The sequence below is a fragment of the Flavobacterium aquiphilum genome (genome assembly GCF_027111335.1).
In the GTDB taxonomy this organism is placed as follows: Bacteria; Bacteroidota; Bacteroidia; order Flavobacteriales; family Flavobacteriaceae; genus Flavobacterium; species Flavobacterium aquiphilum.
The window spans coordinates 674983-698650 of the sequence record NZ_CP114288.1 but is presented as its reverse complement, the minus strand read 5'-3'; the positions used below and the strand labels follow the sequence as shown (position 1 = coordinate 698650).

Below are 23668 nucleotides of genomic sequence, written 5' to 3'. Positions count from 1 at the left end.
TTTTGCCCCAAATCTACCATAAATTTAACCTACTAAAAATTATGGTAGTTCAAATGTACGTCAAAATAAACTGTTTTGACACTATTTTCGATGAACATCCTAAATATTCGTTTAAATGTCAATCTATTGACTGTCAATAAGTTTTAGCCGATTTATTTCAATAAAAAAGGTGAAATGTTACTTTCACCCTTTTTGCCCCAAATCTACCATAAATTTAACCTACTAAAAATTATGGTACTCAAATGTATATTGAAATTAACTATTGTACTATTATTTTCGACGAAAGCCCTAAATACTCGTTTAACAGATAATGTTTTGATTTAAAACACATTAACGACATTTTATTCCAATAAAAAAGGTGAAATGTTACTTTCACCCTTTTTGCCCCAAATCTACCATAAAATTTAACCTACTAAAAATTATGGTACTCAAATGTATATTGAAATTAACTATTGTGCTACTATTTTCGATGAACACCTTAAATACTCGTCGAATTGTTATCCCTTTTTATTAATTAAGACATTTACCTCACTTTACTCCAATAAAAAAGGTGAAATTTTACTTTCACCCTTTTTGCCCCAAATCTACCATAAACTTAACCTACTAAAATTATGGTAGACCAAATATAATTTGAGTCAACCTTTTTTTAAAATAAAGTCGATAAAATACAACTAAAAACCGTTAAACGGCAACATTTGATTAATATGCCCTTGCATCTTTACCTTCATAGAAATTCATAAAGGCTCTGTTAACAACTCTATTTCCTCCATGAGTAGGATAATTTCCTGTGAAATACCAGTCTCCTAAATTTTTAGGACAAGCAATATGCAAATCTTCAACTGATTGGAAAATAATTTTTACTTCGGCGTTTATTTCAGGAGAGCTTAACATTTCGGCAATTTTATCTGAAATCTCTTGGTCTGTAAAAGGCTCATAAATAGCAGTAACATAATTTACCACTTCACTATCAACAAAATTTTCCTGCGCTTTACATTTTGCATAAACGTCATCAACAATATGATACAAGCTTCTTTCTTTCAACAATTCTAATGCTGCTCTAAATGCAACAAGCCCTTCGAGTTTAGCCATATCAATTCCGTAACAGTCCGGATAACGTATTTGCGGAGCAGATGAAACGATTACAATTCTCTTTGGTTTCAAACGATCCATCATTTTAATGATACTCATTTTAAGAGTCGTACCACGAACAATACTATCGTCGATAATAACCAAATTATCTTCTGGTTTGATTACACCATAAGTCACATCATAAACGTGAGCTACTAAATCATCCCTGCTACTGTCTTCGGTAATAAAAGTTCTAAGTTTAGCGTCTTTTATTGCTACTTTTTCGGTTCTGATTTTTACAGAGAGTAATTCATCCAAAGAATCTACTGTTAAAGTATCTTTGTTTTCAAGAATATAATTTTTCTTTCTTTGATTTAAAAAGTCTTGTGCAGCTTCAACCAATCCGTAGAAAGAGGTTTCAGCCGTATTTGGAATGTATGAGAAAACCGTGTTATCTGTATCACTATCGATAGCTTTCAATACTGATGGCAAAATAAGTTTTCCTAAATTCTTTCTTTCCTGATAAATTTCAGCATCACTTCCTCTTGAAAAATAAATACGTTCAAATGAACACGCTTTCTTAACGGTTGGTTCCAAAATTTGATTCATGGTAACTTTCCCGCTTTTCTTAATAATCAAAGCGTTTCCTGGATCGATTTCCTTAACACTCTCAAAAGGCACGTTGAATACCGTTTGAATAACTGGTCGCTCAGATGCTACAACAACTACTTCATCGTCTTGATAAAAATAAGCAGGACGAATTCCGGCTGGATCTCTAAATACAAAAGCATCACCATGACCTAAAAGACCTGCCATTGCATATCCTCCATCTAGATTTTTGGCAGAACGGCCCAAAATTTTTGCAATATCCAAACGCTCTGCAATCACTGGCGAGGCTTCTCTTTTTGAATAACCTTCCGCTTTACAGTCTTGGTACAATTGCATTACTTCTTTATCAAGAAAGTGACCAATTTTTTCCATTACGGTAACCGTATCCGCCATTTCTTTTGGATGTTGCCCTAACTCAACCAAATTTTGAAAAAGTTCTTTAACATTCGTCATGTTAAAATTCCCAGCCAAAATAAGGTTTCTGTGCATCCAGTTACTTTGGCGTAAAAACGGGTGAACACTCTCGATACTGTTTTTTCCAAAAGTACCGTAACGAACATGTCCTAAAAACAATTCTCCTACATACGGGATATTGGCTTTCAATTCTGTAACATTATCCGCATATTCCGGATGGTCAACCATCACCTCATTTATTCTTTCATTGATCTGTTTAAAAACATCCTGAATAGGCTGTGAATGATTAGAACGTACTCGGCTGATGTATCTCTCACCAGGCTCCACATCCATCTTTATACTAGCAAAACCTGCACCATCTTGACCACGATTGTGCTGTTTCTCCATCATCAAGTACATTTTTTGAATACCGTAAAAAGCAGTTCCATACTTCTCTTTATAATATTCAAGAGGTTTTAAAAGTCTAACTAAAGCTATTCCACATTCGTGTTTTAAAGCGTCGCTCATTGTTTTTATTGTTTGTAGTTATTGGTCTTATCATAAGTCAATTTTTTTGATTAAATACGATGCAAATTCGTACTCTTTCTTATAAATATTGACTGCACTAATTAAAAAAAGCCTCATAAAGAGGCTTAAGAACATTATATTTCTATTTCGAACTGAGTCAGAGATTTAAACTGTTTTAATCTCTCGTGCACTTCTTTTTTATCTAACTGAATCATTCGCTCAGTTCCAAATTTCTCCACACTGAAAGAAGCCAAATTGGAACCATGTATTATCGCGTTTTTCATATTATCGAAAGAAACATTTTCACTTTGCGCAATAAATCCAGAAAATCCACCTGCAAAAGTATCTCCAGCTCCTGTTGGATCAAAAACTTCTTCTAAAGGCAATGCAGGAGCAAAGAAAATTTCTTCCCCATGGAACAACAACGCTCCGTGTTCTCCTTTTTTGATTACCACATATTTTGGTCCCATTTCGTGAATTTTTGCAGCTGCTTTCACCAAAGAATATTCTCCGGAAAGCTGACGCGCTTCTTCATCATTTATTGTAATAACATCTACTCTTTTGATGATTGCCAATAATTCAGGTAATGCGCAATCCATCCAAAAGTTCATGGTATCCAAAACTACTAATTTTGGTTTTGTTTCCATTTGATCCAAAACACTGCTTTGCACTAACGGATGTAAGTTTCCTAACATCACAACTTCAGCATTCTTATAATCTTGAGGAACTTTTGGCTGAAAATCAGCCAAAACATTAAGCTCGGTAACCAAAGTATCTCTTGAATTCAAATCGTTGTGGTACAGCCCGCTCCAAAAGAAAGTCTTACCTCCCTTTACAATTTCAATACCCGAAATATCAATATTTCTATCGGTAAGCAATTTCAAATATTCCTCAGGAAAATCATCACCAACCACAGAAACTATAGCCGATTGCACATTGAAAAAAGAAGCAGATATCCCAATATATGTTGCCGCTCCTCCTAAAATTTTATCAGTTTTTCCAAAAGGGGTTTCAATTGCGTCGAAAGCTACAGTTCCAACAATCAATAATTTATTCATTATGTGTGTTTCGAATTAGGGTGCAAAGATAGTCTATAAGTTGCAATATTGCAAAGGGTTGAATTTGCAAAGTTTTCATAAAAGTTTACCCTCTTCTTTTTCGTAAAATTCGTCTATCGAAAGTTGTTTTTGCATTGAAGCCATGACTGCTAATTCGTCACATCTTTCGTTTTGAGGATGATTATTATGTCCTTTAATCCATTTAAAATCCACACGGTGTTTTCGGTAAACAATAAGAAAACGCTTCCATAAATCAGGATTTTTCTTTCCTGCGAATCCCTTCTTCTCCCAACCAAAAACCCATCTTTTCTCTACGGCATCTACAACATACTTAGAATCTGATTGAATTAAAACTGAAGTATTCTCTTTTTTTAGCTTCTCCAAACCTACAATGACAGCCAACAGTTCCATTCGATTATTGGTTGTATGTCTGAAGCCCTCGTAAAACTCTTTTTTATAAGGCTTGCCAACCCATTCCATAACCACTCCATAACCTCCATTTCCGGGATTACCCTTGGCCGCACCATCCGTATAAATATGTACGTCGTGATTCAAAATACGAAATTAAAGGTTAGAAGTCAGAAGTCCTTCAATTACTTTTGGAAAATATTTTTGTTCCAATTCATGGATTTTGTCCGCTACAGATTCTGGAGTATCCGTTTCTGAAAGAGCAAAACTTTGTTGAAATATAACCGCTCCTTCGTCATAGTTTTCATTCACATAATGAATCGTTATTCCGCTTTCTTTCTCCTTATTTTCAACTACGGCTTTATGAACATGCATGCCATACATTCCTTTTCCGCCAAATTTTGGCAATAGTGCCGGATGTATATTTATTACCTTATTAGAGTAAGCCTCAATTAAATCATCAGGAAATTTTAATAAAAATCCTGCCAACACGATCAAATCCGGCTGAAACGCATTTACTTTTTGCAATACTTTTCCTGAATTTAGTTCTTCTTTTGAGAAAATTTCTGTCGGAACATTCAATTTTTGAGCTTTTTCAAGAACGGTTGCTTTCGAATTATTTGAAAAAACTGCCACTACAGTTCCAGATGTTTTCGTACCAAAATATTCAATAATATTTTTAGCGTTAGTCCCCGATCCAGAAGCAAATATCAGTATTCTTTTCATAATTCAATTTTTAAAATTTATGCAAAAAAAGGAATAAAAAACGAAATTAAATAGGTTTAAGAAATCTTTGTTGAAATAAATTTTATAAATTAGTACACACATTTATTCACTAAATTGTTGTTTTAAAATAAAGTTGTTTTATTTTTGCCAACAAATTAAATTCTAAAATTAAAAGATTATGTCAGACATTGCATCAAGAGTAAAAGCGATTATCGTAGACAAATTAGGTGTTGACGAAAACGAAGTTGTAACAGAAGCAAGCTTCACTAATGATTTGGGAGCTGACTCATTAGACACTGTTGAGCTTATTATGGAATTCGAAAAAGAATTTGATATCCAAATTCCAGACGATCAAGCAGAAAACATCGCTACTGTAGGTCAAGCTATCTCTTACATTGAGGAAGCAAAAAAATAATAATACTACACCCGATTTCTAAAATTTAAAAATTTAGATTCGGGTGTTATTATTTGATTAAATTAACTATTCGATTGAATTTCAATCAAATTATATAAACAATATACCCATGTCTCTTTATAGTAAGAAAGCATGGGCTTTATTTGTTGAAAGATAACAAAAATATATACGTTATGGCTTTAAGAAGAGTTGTTGTAACTGGCCTTGGTGCTCTCACTCCGATTGGTAACAATATTGAGGAATTTTGGAATGGTCTAATTAATGGTACTAGTGGAGCTGCTCCAATAACTTATTATGATGCTTCAAAATTTAGAACACAGTTTGCCTGTGAAGTAAAAAACTTCAATGTTGAAGAATTTATCGACAGAAAAGAGGCAAGAAAAATGGACCGTTACGCACAATACGCAATGGTTGCATCAGACGAAGCTATAAAAGATGCCGGTTTCGACTTTGAAAAATTAGACAAAGACAGAGTAGGTGTTATTTGGGGTTCTGGAATTGGCGGATTAGAAACTTTTCAAATTGAGGTTCTTAATTATGCAGCCGGTGACGGTACACCAAAATTCAACCCTTTCTTTATACCAAAAATGATTGCTGATATTGCAGGTGGTCATATTTCAATGAAGTACGGACTAAGAGGTCCAAATTTCACAACTGTTTCTGCTTGTGCTTCATCAACAAATGCTATTATTGACGCTTTCAATTATATTCGTCTTGGTCATGCTGATGCAATTGTAACAGGTGGTTCTGAAGCAGCTGTAACTATTGCAGGAATGGGTGGTTTTAATGCTATGCATGCTTTATCAACCAGAAATGACGATCCAAAAACAGCTTCAAGACCAATGGACAAAGACAGAGATGGATTTGTACTTGGCGAAGGTGCTGGTGCGTTAATTTTAGAAGAATACGAACACGCTAAAGCCCGTGGCGCAAAAATTTACTGTGAAATTGGCGGGGGTGGAATGTCAGCCGATGCTTATCACATCACCGCACCACATCCAGAAGGATTAGGAGCCAAAAATGTAATGATAAATTGCTTGAGAGATGCAGGCTTAAAACCAACTGATGTTGATGGTGTAAATATGCACGGAACTTCAACGCCTCTAGGAGATATTGGAGAATCAAAAGCAATTCTACAAGTTTTTGGTGAGCATGCTTATACAATGAACCTAAATTCAACAAAATCAATGACAGGTCATTTACTTGGTGCTACAGGAGCTATCGAAGCTATATCTTGTATTCTTTCGATAAAACATGGTATCGTTCCTCCAACAATCAATCATTTTACCGATGATGAAAACATTGATCCAAAATTAAACTTTACTTTCAACGTTGCTCAAAAAAGAGAAATGAACGTTGTTATGAGTAACACTTTTGGATTTGGTGGTCACAATGCATGTGTTTTGGTGAAAAAATTAGATTACAAAGCATAATACGTATATGCGTTTTATAAAAAAAATATTCTCAAAATCCCGTTCTCAAGAAGACGGGATTTTTTTTGATGCAATTCAACCAATTCTAGGTTTTGATCCTGCAACATTAGAATTCTACAGAAAAGCATTTACTCATCGATCGTCCAATCGTATCGACTTAAAAGGAAATCCAATTAACTACGAGAGATTGGAATTTTTGGGAGATGCCATGCTTAGCTCAGTGATTGCCGCTTATTTATTTAATGAAGCTCCGCTTGGAGACGAAGGTTATTTAACAAAAATGCGCTCTAAAATAGTAAGTAGAGAACATTTGAATGAATTGGGCAAAGATTTAAATTTAATTCAATTTGTCGAAAGCAAAGTTCCTGTTCATCATTTTGGCGAAAACATCCACGGTAATATATTCGAATCATTGATAGGAGCTATCTACCTAGACAAAGGATACAACTATTGCGAAAAATTTATTCAAAAAAGAGTAATCATTCCTTATGTTGACATTGCGAGACTAGAAGGAAAAGTTATCAGCTACAAGAGCCTCGTTATTGAATGGTGTCAAAAAGAAAAAAAACAATTTCATTACGACATTTATGAAGACAATGCTTTTGATGGTCAACGTTTATTTGGTGTAAAACTAAGTATTGACGGCAAAGTAGTTGCCAAAGCCAGAGCAACTTCCAAAAAGAAAGCAGAAGAAAAAGCCTCCCAACGTGCCTATTTTGCTTTTCAAGAAAAAATTGAAAGAAAATAGCTATTCTGTTATTAATGCTACATCGTTTTCGTTAATAAAATATCAAAATCATAGCTACAAAGCGTTCTATTGCTAAAATAGAAATGCTATCTTTACATCTTATTTTTTAATGAAATGGCAATTCATAAACTGGATTTTGACGATTTTGACGAAATAGATTACAGTCTAATTGCTATTCACACTTCATTAGAAGATTACCGATTGGCTTATTTTATCAATCAAAAACTTCATGTAAATCTGAATAAATCTATTAAAGAAATTCAAATTACAGTTAAAGAAGGAGAGGCTCATTTTTCCAGGTTTCATTATTATGAAAAGAAAAAAGAGATTTCTTGGGATTTGATACAAAACAAAAACGAAGTCATTCACCAACAAAAAGAAGAAAATCAAAGTTTATTTTCTAACATCATTGATTTAGAAGCAGCTAAAAAAGTATACATGCTTCCTGAATTTAAAAAAGTGGAATACTTTTTGAAAATAGAAAATTGCGAAATGAATTTGAACCTTTTGGAGATAATGAATAAATTGAATACAATAGACAATGTAGCAATGACCTATATTGTTGACACTAATAGAATAAAATCAAAAAACAATTTAATTTTTTAATAAAAATGCTTACAAATAAAAAGACCAAAATTGTAGCCACTCTAGGGCCTGCATGTAGTACGCGAGAAATCATAAAAGACATGATAGAAGCAGGTGTAAATGTATTTAGAGTGAATTTTTCGCACGCTGATTATGAAGATGTAAAAAACAAAATAAACATTATTCGTGGAATAAACGAAGAATTTGGATACACTACAGGAATTTTAGGAGACTTACAAGGACCAAAACTACGAGTAGGGGTAATGGAAGATGGAGTTGTAGTAAATGATGGTGATTTAATCACTTTTACAACTGCCGAAGATATTATAGGTACTTCGAAAAGAGTATTTATGAAATACCAAAATTTTCCTAATGATGTTAATCCAGGTGAAAGAATATTATTAGACGACGGTAAATTGATTTTTGAAATCGTTGAAACCGATAAAAAATCTGAAGTTGTTGCTCGTGTAATTCAAGGTGGTGAATTGAAATCCAAAAAAGGAGTAAATTTGCCAAATACTAAAATTTCATTACCTGCATTGACAGAAAAAGACATTGCTGATGCCATTTTTGCAATAGAAATGAAATTAGACTGGATTGCACTTTCATTTGTAAAAACACCAAGAGACTTACAAGACTTACAGGAATTAATCGCTAAACATTCTGAGCATAAAATTCCAATTATTGCCAAAATCGAAATGCCTGAGGCATTAGAAAACATGGACAGAATTGTTGCTTACTGTGATGCTTTAATGGTTGCCAGAGGAGATTTAGGAGTTGAACTTCCTGCTCACGAAGTACCATTAGTTCAAAAAGAATTAATTCGCAGAGCAAAAACAGCTAGAATCCCGGTTATTGTTGCTACTCAAATGATGGAAACCATGATTACCAGCTTGACTCCAACGCGTGCCGAAGTTAATGACGTAGCCAACTCCGTAATGGATGGTGCAGATGCTGTAATGCTTTCGGGAGAGACTGCCACAGGAAATTATCCTGTACAAGTAATCCAAAAAATGACTCAAATTCTTGAAGCTGTTGAAGATTCTCCACTAATTCAAGTACCACAAAACTCACCTCAGGTAAGAACAAACCGTTTTATTACCAAAACTATCTGTCAACACGCTGCCATTGTGGCCAATGCAATCAAGGCGAAAGCTATTTGCACTTTGACTAACAGTGGTTATACTGCTTTCCAAATTTCGGCTTGGAGACCTTCTGCTCACATCTTGGTTTTTACATCCAATAAAAGAATTTTAACACAACTTAATTTATTATGGGGTGTAAAATCATTTTATTATGAAAAATCAGTTAGTACAGATGAAACTGTTACTGATGTAAATAATATTGTAAAACAAAAAGGATTTGTTAAAAAAGGAGATTTCTTGATTAACTTGGCTGCCATGCCGATTATTGATAAAGGAATGGTAAACACTTTAAGAGTTTCTGAAATAGAGTAATTTTTTTAGTACATCATATAAAACCGTCTTAATCTTTCAAAGATTCAAGGCGGTTTTTTCATTTAAATTTTTGAGTATTTTTACAGGAAACAAATCCGACTTTAATGAATCGATTTTTATTGTTTGCTATTGTTTCGTTTCAATTCTTCCCTTTATTTTCTCAAAATAATTCCAATACTCTATTACTTGCAATTGACAAAACAATTCAAAACAATTCCTATTATACAAAAAAGAAAGAACACGGAATTAACCAACTTAAAGCATCATTAAAACACACTGTTGTTCCTGAACAAAAATATACGATTACACAAAAGCTGTATAATGAGTACCAATCGTATCAATCTGATTCGGCCTTGGTTTATGCCCGAAAGAATTTCCAAATAGCCGAAAATCTTAATAACCTAGAAAAATTAAATCAGGCTAAGTTCAATCTCGTTTCCATTATGGGAACATTAGGTATGTACAAAGAAGGAATTGATGTATTGAATACTATTACAATCACATCTACTCCAAACTTAAAAGGCTCTTTCTACGGCGTCAGCAGAGTAGTTTATGGGCAAATGGCTGACAATGCTTCCTCCCAGCAGGAAAAAGAAAAGTATCTTTTGCTCTCAAAAAAATACCGGGATTCCTGTATAAATTTTTATCCCAGCAATTCCACTCCATATATTATTGCAAAAGCAGATTGGTATTTAGACAATAAAAAACCTGAAGAAACTCTTGATTTATTGCTTCCTTTCTTTCCTAAAATTCACAAAAACGATCCTAACCGAGCAATAATTTCTTATATCATTTCACAGGCATTCAAGCGGAAAAAAGATAGAAATCAGGAAAAAAAATGGCTAAGCATTTCGGCTTTATCCGATTTGGAGTTGGCAAAAAAAGAATACATTTCACTTCGATCATTAGCCTTTCTACTTTATGAAGATGGTGATATCGAAAGGGCTTACACCTATATAAAACGTTCTCTCGATGACGCCGTCCTGTGCAATGCCCGATTGAGAACTTATGAAATATCAAAGATGCTGCCCATCATCAGTGAATCATACCAACAGCAAAACGAAACCAACAGATTTCAATTAGTACTGTTTTTGACCAGTGCCAGTATTTTAGCATTAATACTACTTACTCTTTTGTTCCTGCTTATCAGGCAAATGAAAAAATTATCGAAAGCAAAGAGTGATTTAAGCATGGCCAATGATAAACTTTCAGAATTAAATGCAGAACTAAATTCGTTTAATGAAAAGCTAAATATTTCCAATGATACTTTGACAGAAGCCAATTATCTGAAAGAAATATACATTGGCCGTTATATGGACCAATGTTCTGATTATTTAGGAAAACTAGATGAGTACCAACGAAAACTAAACGTGCTGGTAACTACCGGAAAAATAAACGATTTGATAAATGCTGTAAAGTCTAAAGAATATATCGAAAATGAATTAAAAGAGTTTTATGCAAACTTTGACAAAACCTTTTTGCAACTCTATCCTAATTTCATTCGCGATTTTAATGCTTTATTAATACCCGAAGAAGCTATTCAACCAAAAGAAGGCGAACAACTCAATACCGAATTACGGATTTTTGCGCTCATTCGTTTGGGAATAAAAGACAGTGCCAAAATTGCTGTATTCCTTCGATACTCAGTTTCTACTATTTACAATTATCGTTCACAACTCAAAAACAAATCGGCAGGACCTAGAGACGAATTTGAAGATAAAGTAATGCAGATTGGAACCAATACTAAATAAAATTTTCACTTTTTTAGGAATAAAATCTACTTCTTTTTTAGATTACGTTTCCCTTTTTACCACTTTTTTTTAAATTAAAATAATCACAACATATTGATTATAAATGTTTTAAATTGTATTTTTGAAATTAAAATCTACTTTTTTTAAAACAATTGAATTTTTCAAACTCTAAAGCATCTACTTTTACTTTCACGAAATCGATATATCGTTTTCACTGAAAAACTATTCGAAAAATCAATCTCTAATTTATAATTAAAAAAATGAAACATTTACTTTATACAGCTCTGTTCTGTTTTTTTGTTTTACAGTCTGCCAATTCTCAGCAACTGAAATCTCCAAACGGAAAATTCATAATGGAATTTGCTTTGCAAAATGACGGGACTCCAAGTTATAATTTAAACTACAAAGGCAAAACTGTTATAAAGCCAAGTAAATTAGGCCTTGAACTCAAAAACGATAAAAAATCTCTGCTGGACGACTTTACAATTTCAGATAGTAAAACCTCCTCTTTTGACGAAACCTGGAAACCGGTTTGGGGCGAAGTAGAAAGCATCCGAAATCAATACAACGAACTGGCCGTTACATTAAATCAGAAAGAAACGGACAGACAAATCATCATTCGTTTTCGATTATTCAATGACGGACTTGGTTTCAGATATGAATTCCCGACACAAAAGAACTTAGTTTATTTTGTGATAAAGGAAGAAAGAACCCAATTTGCTATGACTGGTGATCATACTGCATTTTGGATTCCGGGAGATTATGACACTCAGGAATATGATTACACCACTTCTAAATTATCCGAAATAAGAGGCTTGACCGAAAAGGCAAAAACCGCAAACTTATCACAAACCTCATTTTCTCCAACGGGAGTACAAACCTCTCTTATGCTAAAAACAAACGAAGGGATTTACATCAATTTGCACGAAGCTGCATTGATCAATTATTCCTGCATGCATTTGAACCTCGATGATAAAAATATGGTGTTTGAATCATGGCTAACACCGGATGAAAAGGGAGTCAAAGGATATATTCAGGCTCCTTCGCATTCGCCTTGGCGCACAATCATTGTGAGTGATGACGCAAGGGAAATTCTAGCTTCAAAAATGACTTTAAACCTGAATGATCCCTGTAAAATTGAGGATACTTCCTGGATTAAACCTGTAAAATATGTGGGAGTTTGGTGGGAAATGATTTCCGGAAAAAGTACATGGTCCTACACCGACGAATTTCCCTCGGTACAACTTGGTGTTACTGATTTTTCTAAGGCAAAACCCAACAGCACGCACGGTGCGAATAATGCGAACGTGAAAAAATATATTGATTTTGCTGCTGCAAATGGCTTCGACGCTGTGTTGGTTGAAGGCTGGAACGAAGGCTGGGAAGACTGGTTTGGGCATTATAAAGACTATGTTTTTGATTTTGTGACCCCTTACCCTGATTTTGATGTAAAAGGCTTACATGAATATGCAAAATCCAAAGGTGTAAAAATGATTATGCACCATGAAACCTCAGGTGGAGTCCGTAATTATGAGCGTCACATGGACAAAGCATACCAATTTATGAAAGACAACGGGTATGATGCCGTAAAAAGTGGTTATGTAGGTGATATAATATCCAATGGAAATAATCACTACAACCAATATATGATTAATCATTATCAATATGCCATAGAAAAAGCTGCCGAATATAAAATTATGGTCAATGCACACGAAGCAGTTCGACCAACGGGTATTTGCCGAACCTATCCAAACTTAATCGGTAATGAAGCAGCGAGAGGAACAGAATACCAAGCTTTTGGCGGATCCAAACCAAATCATGTAACATTATTGCCTTTCACCCGATTGATTGGTGGCCCAATGGATTACACTCCTGGTATTTTTGAAATGGATTTGAGCAAATTCAGCCCAAACAATAAATCTCATGTAAACAGCACTATCGCCAATCAATTGGCACTCTATGTGACCCTTTACAGTCCGTTGCAAATGGCCGCCGATTTTCCGGAACATTACAATAAATTTCCCGATGCTTTTCAATTCATTAAAGACGTGGCTGTTGACTGGAGCGAAAGCAACTATCTGGAAGCTGAACCTGGACAATACATAACGGTTGCCCGAAAAGCAAAAGGAACGAACAACTGGTTTGTCGGAAATGTAAATGGATATGAGCCACGTACTTCAAACATTAATTTTTCTTTCTTGGAAAAAGGAAAAAAATATACAGCCACTATTTATGCCGATGCAAAAGATGCTGATTACAAAACAAATCCGCAGGCATATACCATTCGAAAAATTCAAGTAACCAATACCACCAAACTTTCACAATTAAGTGCTCCCGGAGGAGGTTATGCGATTAGCATTATTGAAAACAAAAAGTAATTTTTTTATCTATTAAAATAAATAACCATTAAGATATTAAGGTTCATTAAGTTTCTAATCCTTAATGAACCTTAATATCTTAATGGTTTAAAATTTTATTATTTTTCACCAAAAATCTTGACGTCATCTACCATAAAGGCTCCGTTTAGAGTTTTGTCTTTTCCGGAACCAATGTATTTAAACGCTATCTGGATATTTCCTGAATACGAAGACAGATCAATTCCTCCCGAACTGATAAACGTACGGGCTGGTGTTGACAAGGACGGCACTTTTGCAACTAATTTTGTCCATTTTGCTTTGGATATATTTGCCCCGTCAAAATTGGTCGAAACATATACTTCCAACGTATTGAGAGGGGAATCAATTTTCAAGTCATGTTGTGCACTTCTAAAAGACAACACAGCATTTTTATAATTCGCTAAATTAATTTTAGGGGAAACCAACCAAGCTACATTCTCAGCCGCCGTGGTACTTGTGGTATTGAACTCGGCATAACCATTGCTATTATAAACAATGCTTCTCCATAATTTAGTGGCTTTTTCGACAATATTACTCCAACCTGGCAAGGCGAAATTCACGTTGTTTGTAACCGACTGAAAATCTTCTGCAAAAAAGGGAACATTTCTGTTTCCGCTCATCACAATATCTTTTTCGGATCTGACCATCATTTGATAATCGGAACCAAATTTTGTCAAAATCCCACGAATAGTACCACTTCCATCAGGCACCAAATGTCCCGAAAAGTCAGCATAACTGCTTGTCCTAAAAATTATTTGATTCCCGGCTTTGTCACGTAAATTCCAATTTGTTGCTCCTCCAACATCATTAGATTCTTCATAATAATGTCGTCCTAAAGCCGCTTCGGTAAACTCGACATCTTTCAATTCAATTAGAGTATTTATCTTGGCATCATCCAAAGCCTCTTCAACAGTAAGCTTCTTCACCAACTGATTTTCATCAATCATGGTGCAAGAGGCATTCAATACTTTTTTATAATCATTTTGAGAAATTCGGCCAACACCACCTTCGTTATAGCTATTAACATAAATATCGCCAATACGCATTCCGCCAAAGTAAATATCGGTGTATTGATTTTTCATTTTGATGTACACTTTATTGCCCAATCTAAAATCAATATAACTGTTAGAAACATCAACCGGAACACTAAAACCTGTCGCCGGTATTTTGGCTGTAGCCAAAGTTTGGAATGAAATCGTCTTAAAAAAATTCCCAGCCTCATCACTGGAAACCACATAAGCTTCAATGATATCATCGTATTTATATTGTGTCACGATAGAACTTGTAACGGCTCGCACTTCTTCAACCGTTCGATTTACTTTTAGATCGGGCTGATTGCAGCTTAGTTTTGGCACATCAAATTCATCTTTGGCACAACTGACAAAAAACATTGCAATTCCTAAAAAAACAGTGTAGAATTTTAAGTTCATCTTCTTCTATTTTAAAAATTTATAAATTGATGTACAGGTTTACAAAATAAGTCCTGCCGTAACGATAAAAATATTTGTTGCCAAAATTGGGAGTGCCACTGGAAACATCCTGATTGAGTTGTCTGAAATTGGCATTTCTGGCCTGCTCGTATCCACCTGTTTTGTAGCTGATATCCAAAACATTGTTTATCGATGCAAAAAGCCCGATGTTCTTTCCCTTTATTTTCCAAGATTTCCCTCCCGAAATGTTTAACAAAGTGATTGGGTCAAATTCTTCCTGTTTCAATAACTCTCTGGCTCTTTCCTCTGAAGCTTCGGGAAAATTGAAACCGCTTGCCGGATTTTTATAAAATGTATCCGTCCTGGAAATAGGAGAAATATCTATGAAACTTTCGGCCAAATAATTGATATTGGCACCAATCCACCAATATTTGGGATCTCTGTATTCAATTCCCAAAGCAACTGCCTGCTGTGGCATTCCCGCCTGATTGTAATTTTTTAAAGTTGATGTTCCAAAATCAAATGTGGGATTGGGATTTTCAGTAGTGGCTTGTGCATCGTTGGTTATAGTAACATTCGGGTTGCTGTCAAAAGTAAACTGACCATAAAAAGCTGAAAAATTAATCATTAGCGTTGGACTCAATTGATATTGAAAACTGAACTCAGCTCCTAAATTCTTCTTGTCCAAATGTGTCAAGGTCTGACTTACAAATGCATCGGTATTTGCATATCCATCTCCATCATCAAAAATCCCTTCGGCATAAAAGAATGAAGTTTGCGTGATGTTCTTTATTTTGGCATAAAAAAGTGTGAAACGGGTTTGCCACTTTGGAGTTCTAAAAAAATAACTTGCATCCAAACTGCATATGTTTTCACTTTCCAATCCATTAACAACCGAATTATTCAAGCGAGAATTCGGAAAAGTATTCCTCATTGTCGGCGCATTGGAAAGATAAGCACCGTTAAAATTCACCTGTTGCCTACCCGAAATTTTGAAAAGGATTCCGCCTTTGAAACCAAAATTCTCAAATTGCACTTTCTCACTTTTGCCAAAAGAATTGGTTGGATAAAGTCCGTTTTGATACAAACCTTCCCGCTGATAATTGGTACTAACGAAATTCTGTGCCAAATAAAAATCGATTTTATCGTAAGTAAATTTAAAGTTGGTAAACAGGTTTAAAGTATTAGCAAAATAATTAAAATTGTAACCATAAATATCGCCCTCCACAACCTGTCTGTCGGGATGATTCAAATCGGACTGCGCCTGATTCCCATTGTAAAAAACATCAATGTCATCAAAATACAAACCTCCTAATAAATCAGTCAATTGCTGGTAATTATGGGATTTTAGATGACTATAAAAACCGCCTGCCGTCAAGAAAAGATTATCGCTCATTTGAGTATTGAAAACAGAAGTGGCCGTTATTGTTTGATCATCGGTATGGTCTTCATACAAAACATAATTACTTTTGGCGGGAGCATAACCAATAATTTTTCCATTGGTATCCAAAACCGGATCCTGATTAGCATAATACAGCGCATTCCAATCGATTTGACTATTGGCTAGAAATTGTTCTTTGCTTTTCTCCGCTTCCTCATAATCAGGGATAAATGCTCCCGAAAACTCCCCATTGTCCGGCGCATACATTGAAGTGTAATAACTCGGCATTTTCCTGTAATAAGTGGGATCGGGGCTATTGCCGTTTTGATAGTCAATATTGCTGTTTGTGATTTTCCCAAATTGATAGGTTAAACTTGAATTGAGTGTAGAACTATCACCATTATTCCAAAAATGATTCAGCATCAAAATGGGTTCTTCAATGGTTTTTATCCGCGCATTTCGCTTTTTACCGTCCTGCCAACCCCAATAGGAATTGTACTTATCGTTTGTCAAATCAGTTACTTCGGCAGTATTTGGGGAATTCTTGGCTCTGGAATTTGGGGTGTAAAATCCGGAAAAATTTAGGGAATTATGGTCGTTTATCTTTTTTTCGACACTAATAAAACCAGCTAAAGCATTATAATTGGTCCCCTCAAAATAACCTTCTTCAGCCCAACGTGTCCCTGCTGAAACCCCAAAAGCCCAACCTTTATTGTTCATCCCCGAAGCGTAAGTTCCCACCATACGCCAATCATAATTGGTATTGGTTCCCGAGAAAGACAAAGTAGTTCCTGGCCTGTAAATCGAAGCACGGGTATTGATTTCCTGAGTACCCAAAATACCCCCAAACGCATAATCCGAAGGAAAAGAACCCATAGTAAATTCCTGATTTCTGACCACATTGTTCAATCCGCCCCAATCGCCCCATTGTGGTCTCCCATCAAAGAGTTTATTCATCGTAACGCCATTGATCATCGTTGTCGCATATTGACTATCCAATCCCCGAATCCTAAACCGAGCCTGTCCCCAATTGAAAGCGGCCGCCTGCTGAAACGCATCTCTCGAAGATTGTAAAAGTCCCGAGGTACTTTCGGAACCGCTGTTGTCATCACTCAAATCACTTTCGAGTAAAGTAATTATACCTGTTTGCTGTTCTGATGTTTGATTATCATCTAAGGGAATGGCACCCAAATCCAACATTTGGTCTTGGATAACCGCAACCGTAAGTATCAAATCTTTAAACCCCTGACTGCGCAAAAGCAATAATTGATTTCCGGGTGCAACAGCATAAAAACCAAAAACACCATCATTTGAAGTAAGTTGCATCAACTGCGTGTTTGCAATTGTTACCACTACATTTTCCAATGGCTTTTGGCTCTTAGAATCAATAATTTTTCCCTTAATCCCCGTTGGTTTTTGGGAAAAGACAAAAGATAGCTTCAATAAAAAAAGTATTCCTAACCAAAATTTACCCATATCTATTTTGTAAACTTATTGAATACATCTACTGTGTATTCAAAAAATTAGATTTGTTCAAAAAGGATAAAAATGTCTTTGAAAAAGATGTGAAAACCTAAATAAAATGTGGTATCCTGAATTTCAATTCAATAAAAAAGTATTAAATCGAAACTCAGGTCATAAACTTATGAAAAAAACTATTAAGTAATTATAAAAAAGAAATATTTTCTTGTTTTTTTATTCGATTGCTTTAATTCGGCTAACCATAAAAGCGATGAAAAAGCCAAAAATTCCAATAAAAGCAAAGGAAAATCGCAAACTAAAAAGTTCAGCAATATGGCCAATAACAGGCAATGCATCAAAAAGCCCAAGAAACTAACGCTCGAAACGGCAGTCAATGCTTCTCCGGTCGGAATAGTTGGATGCTTTCCTGCAATACTGTAAAGAGTTGGAATAATAGTCGAAACACCCAATCCCACAACCATAAAGGCAAGTGTACAAGGGATAATATACGGGAAAAATACTGCGCTAAACAATCCTGTCGAAATCATGATACCACTAATTTGCATAACTTTCTTTCGACCAAAATTATTAATTAAACGATCCCCAAAAAATCGTCCACTGGCCATCATGATCATATAAGAAGTATATCCCACAACGATTAAAGGCCCTGGTGCTCTAACAATATCTTTAAAATACACTCCACTCCAATCAAACATAATCCCTTCACTGGCCATACTGCAAAAACCGATAATCCCTAATAAAATTAAAGACTTATCGGGCTTTCTGAATCTTTTTTTCTTTTCGGGGCGAACTGTTTCTTTAGCTCTTATTAAGTATTTGACATTAATAGCAACCAATAATGCTACCACAAAAGCCACAATTAAAAAATGAGTATAAGTTCCTATTTTCAAAGCAAGCATCCCAAGTCCGACCAAAGCTCCTGTAAATCCAGCCAAGCTCCACATTCCGTGAAAGGAAGTCATAATGGTTCTCCTGAAAAGCCCCTCGGTATAAATTCCTTGAGTGTTTACCGATATATTTGTTAAATTTCCTGATATCCCAAAAGAAACCAATCCAAGAGCCAATTGCCAAGCATTTTGAGCCAAACCCATATTGGTCAAACTAAAGGCATACATCAAAATAGCAAAAGGCAAAGTACGATGGCTCCCAAAACGGGTAACTAATTTTCCGGAAAAAAACATCATCGTCAACTGTCCTACAGGCAAAGCAAACAATATTGTTCCAAGTTGACCATCGCTTAAATGTAATGCAGCTTTGATTGTTGGTATTCGGCTTGCCCAGCTGGAAAAACACAAACCCATACCAAAATAAAAAGACGAAACTGCCCAACGAATCCTGAATAAATAAGATTCCTTGACATCCCGATATGTTTTCTTGTATTTTCCTTTGGCTTTGTACCTGCCTATAAAATTAAAATACTGCAAACCTTCTCTATTTTAAAATTGTGTTTGCAAAATTACAAAATCAATGTGTGTAATTTTAACATTTTTAGGCAAACTGCTTAATACAACGTTATTGTTTATAAGTTGAACCTTAATTATTTATTTTCGAAGCGAAAAGATTTGGCTTTTTTAGAAAAATGGAGCCCGCTATCCACTACAATCTCCCTGACCGAACCCCTGTCAGGGAGGATTTTCGTTTCACACGAGCGAAGCGAATTGACGAAGTAATCGGGGCTCAGAGGGAAACATTTTTGCTTTTTTAAAAGCATACAAAAAAATCTGCGAAGTCTGCGTGCTTATTTTTTTCATGCAGATTAGGCAGATTTACACAGATTAATTTGATTTTAAAAATAGAACTTAGGAGGAGAAATTGAGCATTTTTCCCACTACCCAAAACTTACAAATCAACAACTTTCTTTTGCTCACTACTTTCGATTACCGCTTCAATAATTCGCATTACATTAACACCATCTTGTGCTGATACCGGTTCCGGTAAATCATTTGCAATTGATTGATAAACACCTTCAAAAAAGTCAAAATAATTTCCGTGCAAGGTTGGCACTTTTTCTTTTACAATTCTTCCTTCTATCTCCGTATGCAACAATCCTTCAAAACCCGGAGCTTCTGCACCCCAAGTAGTAAAATTTGGTTTCTTTCCAAGTTTTAACTCATCTTCCTGTACATCGCCACGATGTTTCAAAAAAGAACCTTTTTTACCGTGAACAACATACGCAGGATTGGCTTCCCTAACAAAAAAACCTGCTTTCAATCGCACTCTGAAATCCGAATAGAAAAGCAAAATATCAATCCAATCATCAACTAAAGAATTTTCACGAGTAATACGGATATCGCCAAAAACACTTTGTGGAACCCCAAACAAATACAAAGCCTGATCAATTATGTGCGGCCCTAAATCTTTCAAAACTCCAGCGCCCGGATTAGCGGTTTCTTTATGCACTTTTGGGCTCAAAACTGGATTGTATCGGTCAAAATGAAATTCGGCTTCCACCAATTCACCCAACACATTATCCGAAAGAACCTTTTGAACGGTTTTAAGATCGCTGTCCCATCTTCTATTTTGGAAAACCGAAAGTTTCACTCCTTTTTCTTTAGCCAAATCCCTCAGTTCCTGAGCTTCGGCAACAGTCGTAGTAAAAGCTTTTTCAACCACAGCGTGTTTCCCGGCAAGCAGAACTTGTTTTGCATATTCAAAATGAGTTCCTACAGGAGTATTCACAATAACCAAATCGACATCATCCTGAAGCAGTGCTTCCAGCGTAGGATAACTTTTTGCATAAGGGTAATCCACTTGAATTAATTTTTGGCTTCTTTCCCAAGAACCAAGCAATTCAAACCCGGAATGAATATCTAAAAAAGGAGCATGGAAAACTTTTCCTGACATCCCGTATGACAACAGCGCTGTTTTGATTTTTTGCATTTGCATTTATATTTACAATGATTTCTATATAATTTCTTTTAAAACATTAAGAAAAACAAGTTTGAAACTTACTCTTTTAATGGTTCCAAAATTAAATTTAAATTTTAAAAGTTATTCTTATCGTTTTTTTGCCCGTTCGTATTGTTTTGGCCATTGAACATCATCTCCTAATTCCTGAGCAAAATGTAAACCTAAATTTGGATTTCTAAGTGATTCCCTTGCAAACAAAACAAGATCTGCTTTATCTTCTGCTACAATGGCTTCGGCCTGTTGCGAAGTAGTTATTAAACCAACTGCCCCCGTTAATATTCCTATTTCTTTTTTTATTTTTTCTGCAAAATGAACCTGATAACTGGGCCCAACAAGAATTTGCTGATACGACACCAATCCGCCCGAAGAAACATCAATTAAATCAACTCCTTTCTCTTTCAAAATTTTACAAAGTTGAACCGATTCTTCAACATTCCATCCGCCATCTGCCCAGTCTGTAGCTGAAATTCGAACAAACAAAGGCAAATCTGATGGCCATTCTGACTGTACTGCATCAACGATTTCTAATGCAAATCGGATTCTGTTTTCGAAAGATCCCCCATATTCATCAGTTCTGGAATTGGTCAAAGGAGACAAAAACTGATGCAGCAAATAACCGTGCGCCGCATGAATTTCCAGCACTTGATAACCTGCTTTTACCGCTCTTTTTGTTGCTTGTTTAAAATCAGAAACTAGTTTATTAATTTCGTCTTTATCTAATTCCTTTGGCAAAAAAGGCTCACCATCATGATATGGAATCGCACTTGAAGAAACAGTTTGCCATCCACCTTGATCGAAATCTAATTTTTTATTACCAAGCCATAGAGCCGAAACACTAGCTTTTCTTCCAGCATGCGCCAATTGAATTCCCGGCACCGAGCCCTGGCTAATAATAAATTTGGTGATCGACTGTAATTTTTCGATATGCTCATCACTCCACAATCCCAAATCTTCAGGAGAAATTCTGCCTTCAGGAGAAACGGCTGTTGCTTCTTGAATAATTAAACCAGAACCACCAGTTGCACGGCTGCCAAGATGAACCAAATGCCAATCATTCGCAAAGCCATCCTCTGCTGAATATTGGCACATTGGTGAAATTACGATTCTGTTTTTGAGTGTGATGCTTTTTATTTGAAGAGAAGAAAATAATTTTGATGCCATAAACAAAAGGGTATTAATAATTTAAGCAATACAGTGTTAAAATTAAGGTTTTATCTAGTAAAGTTATTGTTCTAAGCGGACAATAGAAACGAAAATTCATTAATTAACAAACATTTAAAAGGGTTCCAATAAATATAGCACAAATAATAAAACAGAAAATACTATTTTTGTCCGTCATTAAAGAACCGAAAATTAAAAAATGGAAATAGTTATCAAGCTTTCTCAATTTTTATTGAGCTTATCGTTACTTATCATACTTCACGAATTAGGGCATTTTCTTCCTGCAAAAGCATTCAAAACCAGAGTCGAGAAATTTTACTTGTTTTTTGACGTAAAATATTCCCTTCTAAAAAAGAAAATTGGCGAAACAGAATACGGAATCGGTTGGTTGCCTCTGGGTGGTTACGTGAAAATATCCGGAATGATTGACGAAAGCATGGACAAAGAACAAATGGCTTTGCCTCCGCAACCTTGGGAATTCAGATCCAAACCAGCTTGGCAACGTTTGATTATCATGTTGGGAGGAGTAACGGTAAATTTCATTCTTGCTTTCATCATATATATTGGTATGGCTTATGCTTACGGGGATTCCTATATTTCAAATGCCGACATGAAAGACGGTCTTTTAATAGAAAATCAGGCAATGATCAATGCCGGATTCAAATCAGGGGACAAAATCGTTGCTGTTGACGGAGAAAAAATCATTCGTTTTGATAAAGAAATCAACTCAAAAGTTATTTTAGCAAAAGAAGTGGTTATCGAAAGAAACGGCGCTCAGCAAACTATAAAAATGCCTAATGATTTTGTTGACCAATTGTCAAAATTTGAAAAAGAACCATTGGCAAGTATCAGAATCCCATTTGTTATTGGTAATATAGCTGATGAATCGGCAAATCAAAACCTAAAACCAAAAGATATTCTTTTGTCACTAAATGGGCAGACTACAAAATACCTGGATCAAGCCAAAGTTATTTTGGAAAACAATAAAAACAAATCAATTTCTGCAGTAGTTTTAAGAGATCAAAAACAAATAACTTTAGACTTAAAAGTAAATAAAGAAGGAAAACTTGGTGTTCAACTTGGTGGCTTAGGTCTTGATTCTCTAGAAAAACTAGGATATTATAAAATTACTCATCAAAGCTACAGCTTCCTAGAATCTATTCCTTTTGGAATCGAAAAAGGAAAAGATCAATTGGTTGGATATGGTAAACAATTGAAAATGATTTTCAATCCTGAAACCAAAGCTTACAAACAAGTGGGAGGTTTCCATGCCATTTATAACATTTTTCCAAGTTCATGGAGTTGGGAAGTTTTCTGGAGCATCACTGCAATTTTATCAATTATGCTTGGAGTAATGAACTTATTACCTATTCCTGCACTTGACGGAGGACATGTAATGTTTTTATTATTTGAAATTGTAAGCGGTAAAAAACCAAGCGACAAATTCCTTGAAAACGCCCAAATGGTTGGTTTTGTACTCCTTATCTCATTGCTTTTGTTTGCCAACGGAAACGATATTTACAAGGCAATAATGGGCAAATAAAAATAGTTGTAAAAAAGAGTAAAAATATTTTTGTCAAAGCAAAAATTCGATTATATTTGCACTCGCTAAAAAGAACAGCAACTTCCTCCTTAGCTCAGTTGGTTAGAGCATCTGACTGTTAATCAGAGGGTCCTTGGTTCGAGCCCAAGAGGGGGAGCAACTTTTTAGCAAACATATTGACCTTTT

Annotated in this window: 17 protein-coding genes and 1 tRNA gene; 9 read left to right on the top strand and 9 right to left on the bottom strand. The window is 35.2% G+C overall.

Annotated elements, in window-relative coordinates; all coding sequences use genetic code 11:
• Positions 1–699: 699 nt before the first annotated feature.
• From OZP12_RS02835 to purN, 4 genes are all read right to left on the bottom strand, one after another.
• The gene (locus OZP12_RS02835; RefSeq protein ID WP_281227539.1) at positions 700–2598 is read right to left on the bottom strand and encodes an amidophosphoribosyltransferase; all 1899 of its coding nucleotides are present in this window, start codon (positions 2596–2598) and stop codon (positions 700–702) included.
• Between the two features lie 134 nt (positions 2599–2732).
• Positions 2733–3656, bottom strand: coding sequence for a PfkB family carbohydrate kinase (locus OZP12_RS02830; RefSeq protein WP_281227538.1), 924 nt, complete (start codon positions 3654–3656; stop codon positions 2733–2735).
• Positions 3657–3731: 75 nt separating this feature from the next.
• Positions 3732–4211, bottom strand: coding sequence for a ribonuclease HI (rnhA, locus tag OZP12_RS02825; RefSeq protein WP_281227537.1), 480 nt, complete (start codon positions 4209–4211; stop codon positions 3732–3734).
• A gap of 9 nt (positions 4212–4220) precedes the next feature.
• Positions 4221–4790, bottom strand: coding sequence for a phosphoribosylglycinamide formyltransferase (purN, locus tag OZP12_RS02820; RefSeq protein WP_281227536.1), 570 nt, complete (start codon positions 4788–4790; stop codon positions 4221–4223).
• Positions 4791–4968: 178 nt separating this feature from the next.
• Here purN and OZP12_RS02815 point away from each other — a divergent pair, with 178 nt between their 5' ends.
• From OZP12_RS02815 to OZP12_RS02785, 7 genes are all read left to right on the top strand, one after another.
• Positions 4969–5205 carry an acyl carrier protein gene (locus OZP12_RS02815; protein WP_007137004.1) on the top strand — a complete coding sequence of 79 codons (237 nt, stop codon included), beginning with the start codon at positions 4969–4971 and terminating at the stop codon, positions 5203–5205.
• Between the two features lie 173 nt (positions 5206–5378).
• Positions 5379–6638 (top strand): beta-ketoacyl-ACP synthase II, encoded by a 1260-nt coding sequence (fabF, locus tag OZP12_RS02810; protein WP_281227535.1) that lies wholly within the window; start codon positions 5379–5381, stop codon positions 6636–6638.
• 7 nt (positions 6639–6645) lie between these two features.
• Entirely contained in the window at positions 6646–7386 is a 741-nt protein-coding gene (rnc, locus tag OZP12_RS02805) for a ribonuclease III (RefSeq protein ID WP_281227534.1), read from the top strand.
• A 114-nt stretch (positions 7387–7500) separates the two neighbouring features.
• Positions 7501–7992 (top strand): IPExxxVDY family protein, encoded by a 492-nt coding sequence (locus OZP12_RS02800; protein WP_281227533.1) that lies wholly within the window; start codon positions 7501–7503, stop codon positions 7990–7992.
• Positions 7993–7997: 5 nt separating this feature from the next.
• Positions 7998–9428 (top strand): pyruvate kinase, encoded by a 1431-nt coding sequence (gene pyk, locus OZP12_RS02795; RefSeq protein ID WP_281227532.1) that lies wholly within the window; start codon positions 7998–8000, stop codon positions 9426–9428.
• A 104-nt stretch (positions 9429–9532) separates the two neighbouring features.
• Positions 9533–11179 carry a SusR family glycan utilization regulator gene (susR, locus tag OZP12_RS02790; protein ID WP_281227531.1) on the top strand — a complete coding sequence of 549 codons (1647 nt, stop codon included), beginning with the start codon at positions 9533–9535 and terminating at the stop codon, positions 11177–11179.
• A 260-nt stretch (positions 11180–11439) separates the two neighbouring features.
• On the top strand, positions 11440–13557 hold the full coding sequence (locus tag OZP12_RS02785; RefSeq protein ID WP_281227530.1) for a glycoside hydrolase family 97 protein: 2118 nt from the start codon (positions 11440–11442) through the stop codon (positions 13555–13557).
• Between the two features lie 98 nt (positions 13558–13655).
• On the opposite strand, the gene OZP12_RS02780 is transcribed toward OZP12_RS02785, so the two are convergent.
• From OZP12_RS02780 to OZP12_RS02760, 5 genes are all read right to left on the bottom strand, one after another.
• On the bottom strand, positions 13656–15005 hold the full coding sequence (locus tag OZP12_RS02780) for a DUF5689 domain-containing protein (RefSeq protein WP_281227529.1): 1350 nt from the start codon (positions 15003–15005) through the stop codon (positions 13656–13658).
• 19 nt (positions 15006–15024) lie between these two features.
• Complete coding sequence (locus OZP12_RS02775; protein WP_281227528.1) at positions 15025–17862, bottom strand: TonB-dependent receptor; 2838 nt, start codon at positions 17860–17862, stop codon at positions 15025–15027.
• A gap of 182 nt (positions 17863–18044) precedes the next feature.
• On the bottom strand, positions 18045–19292 hold the full coding sequence (locus OZP12_RS02770) for an MFS transporter (protein ID WP_349293565.1): 1248 nt from the start codon (positions 19290–19292) through the stop codon (positions 18045–18047).
• Positions 19293–19707: 415 nt separating this feature from the next.
• Positions 19708–20748, bottom strand: coding sequence for a Gfo/Idh/MocA family oxidoreductase (locus OZP12_RS02765; protein WP_281227527.1), 1041 nt, complete (start codon positions 20746–20748; stop codon positions 19708–19710).
• A 117-nt stretch (positions 20749–20865) separates the two neighbouring features.
• Positions 20866–21939 carry an NADH:flavin oxidoreductase/NADH oxidase gene (locus OZP12_RS02760; protein WP_281227526.1) on the bottom strand — a complete coding sequence of 358 codons (1074 nt, stop codon included), beginning with the start codon at positions 21937–21939 and terminating at the stop codon, positions 20866–20868.
• Positions 21940–22138: 199 nt separating this feature from the next.
• Here OZP12_RS02760 and rseP point away from each other — a divergent pair, with 199 nt between their 5' ends.
• Both rseP and OZP12_RS02750 read left to right on the top strand, forming a co-directional pair.
• On the top strand, positions 22139–23482 hold the full coding sequence (gene rseP / locus OZP12_RS02755; RefSeq protein ID WP_281227525.1) for an RIP metalloprotease RseP: 1344 nt from the start codon (positions 22139–22141) through the stop codon (positions 23480–23482).
• 83 nt (positions 23483–23565) lie between these two features.
• Positions 23566–23639, top strand: a tRNA-Asn gene (locus tag OZP12_RS02750).
• Positions 23640–23668 lie beyond the last annotated feature (29 nt).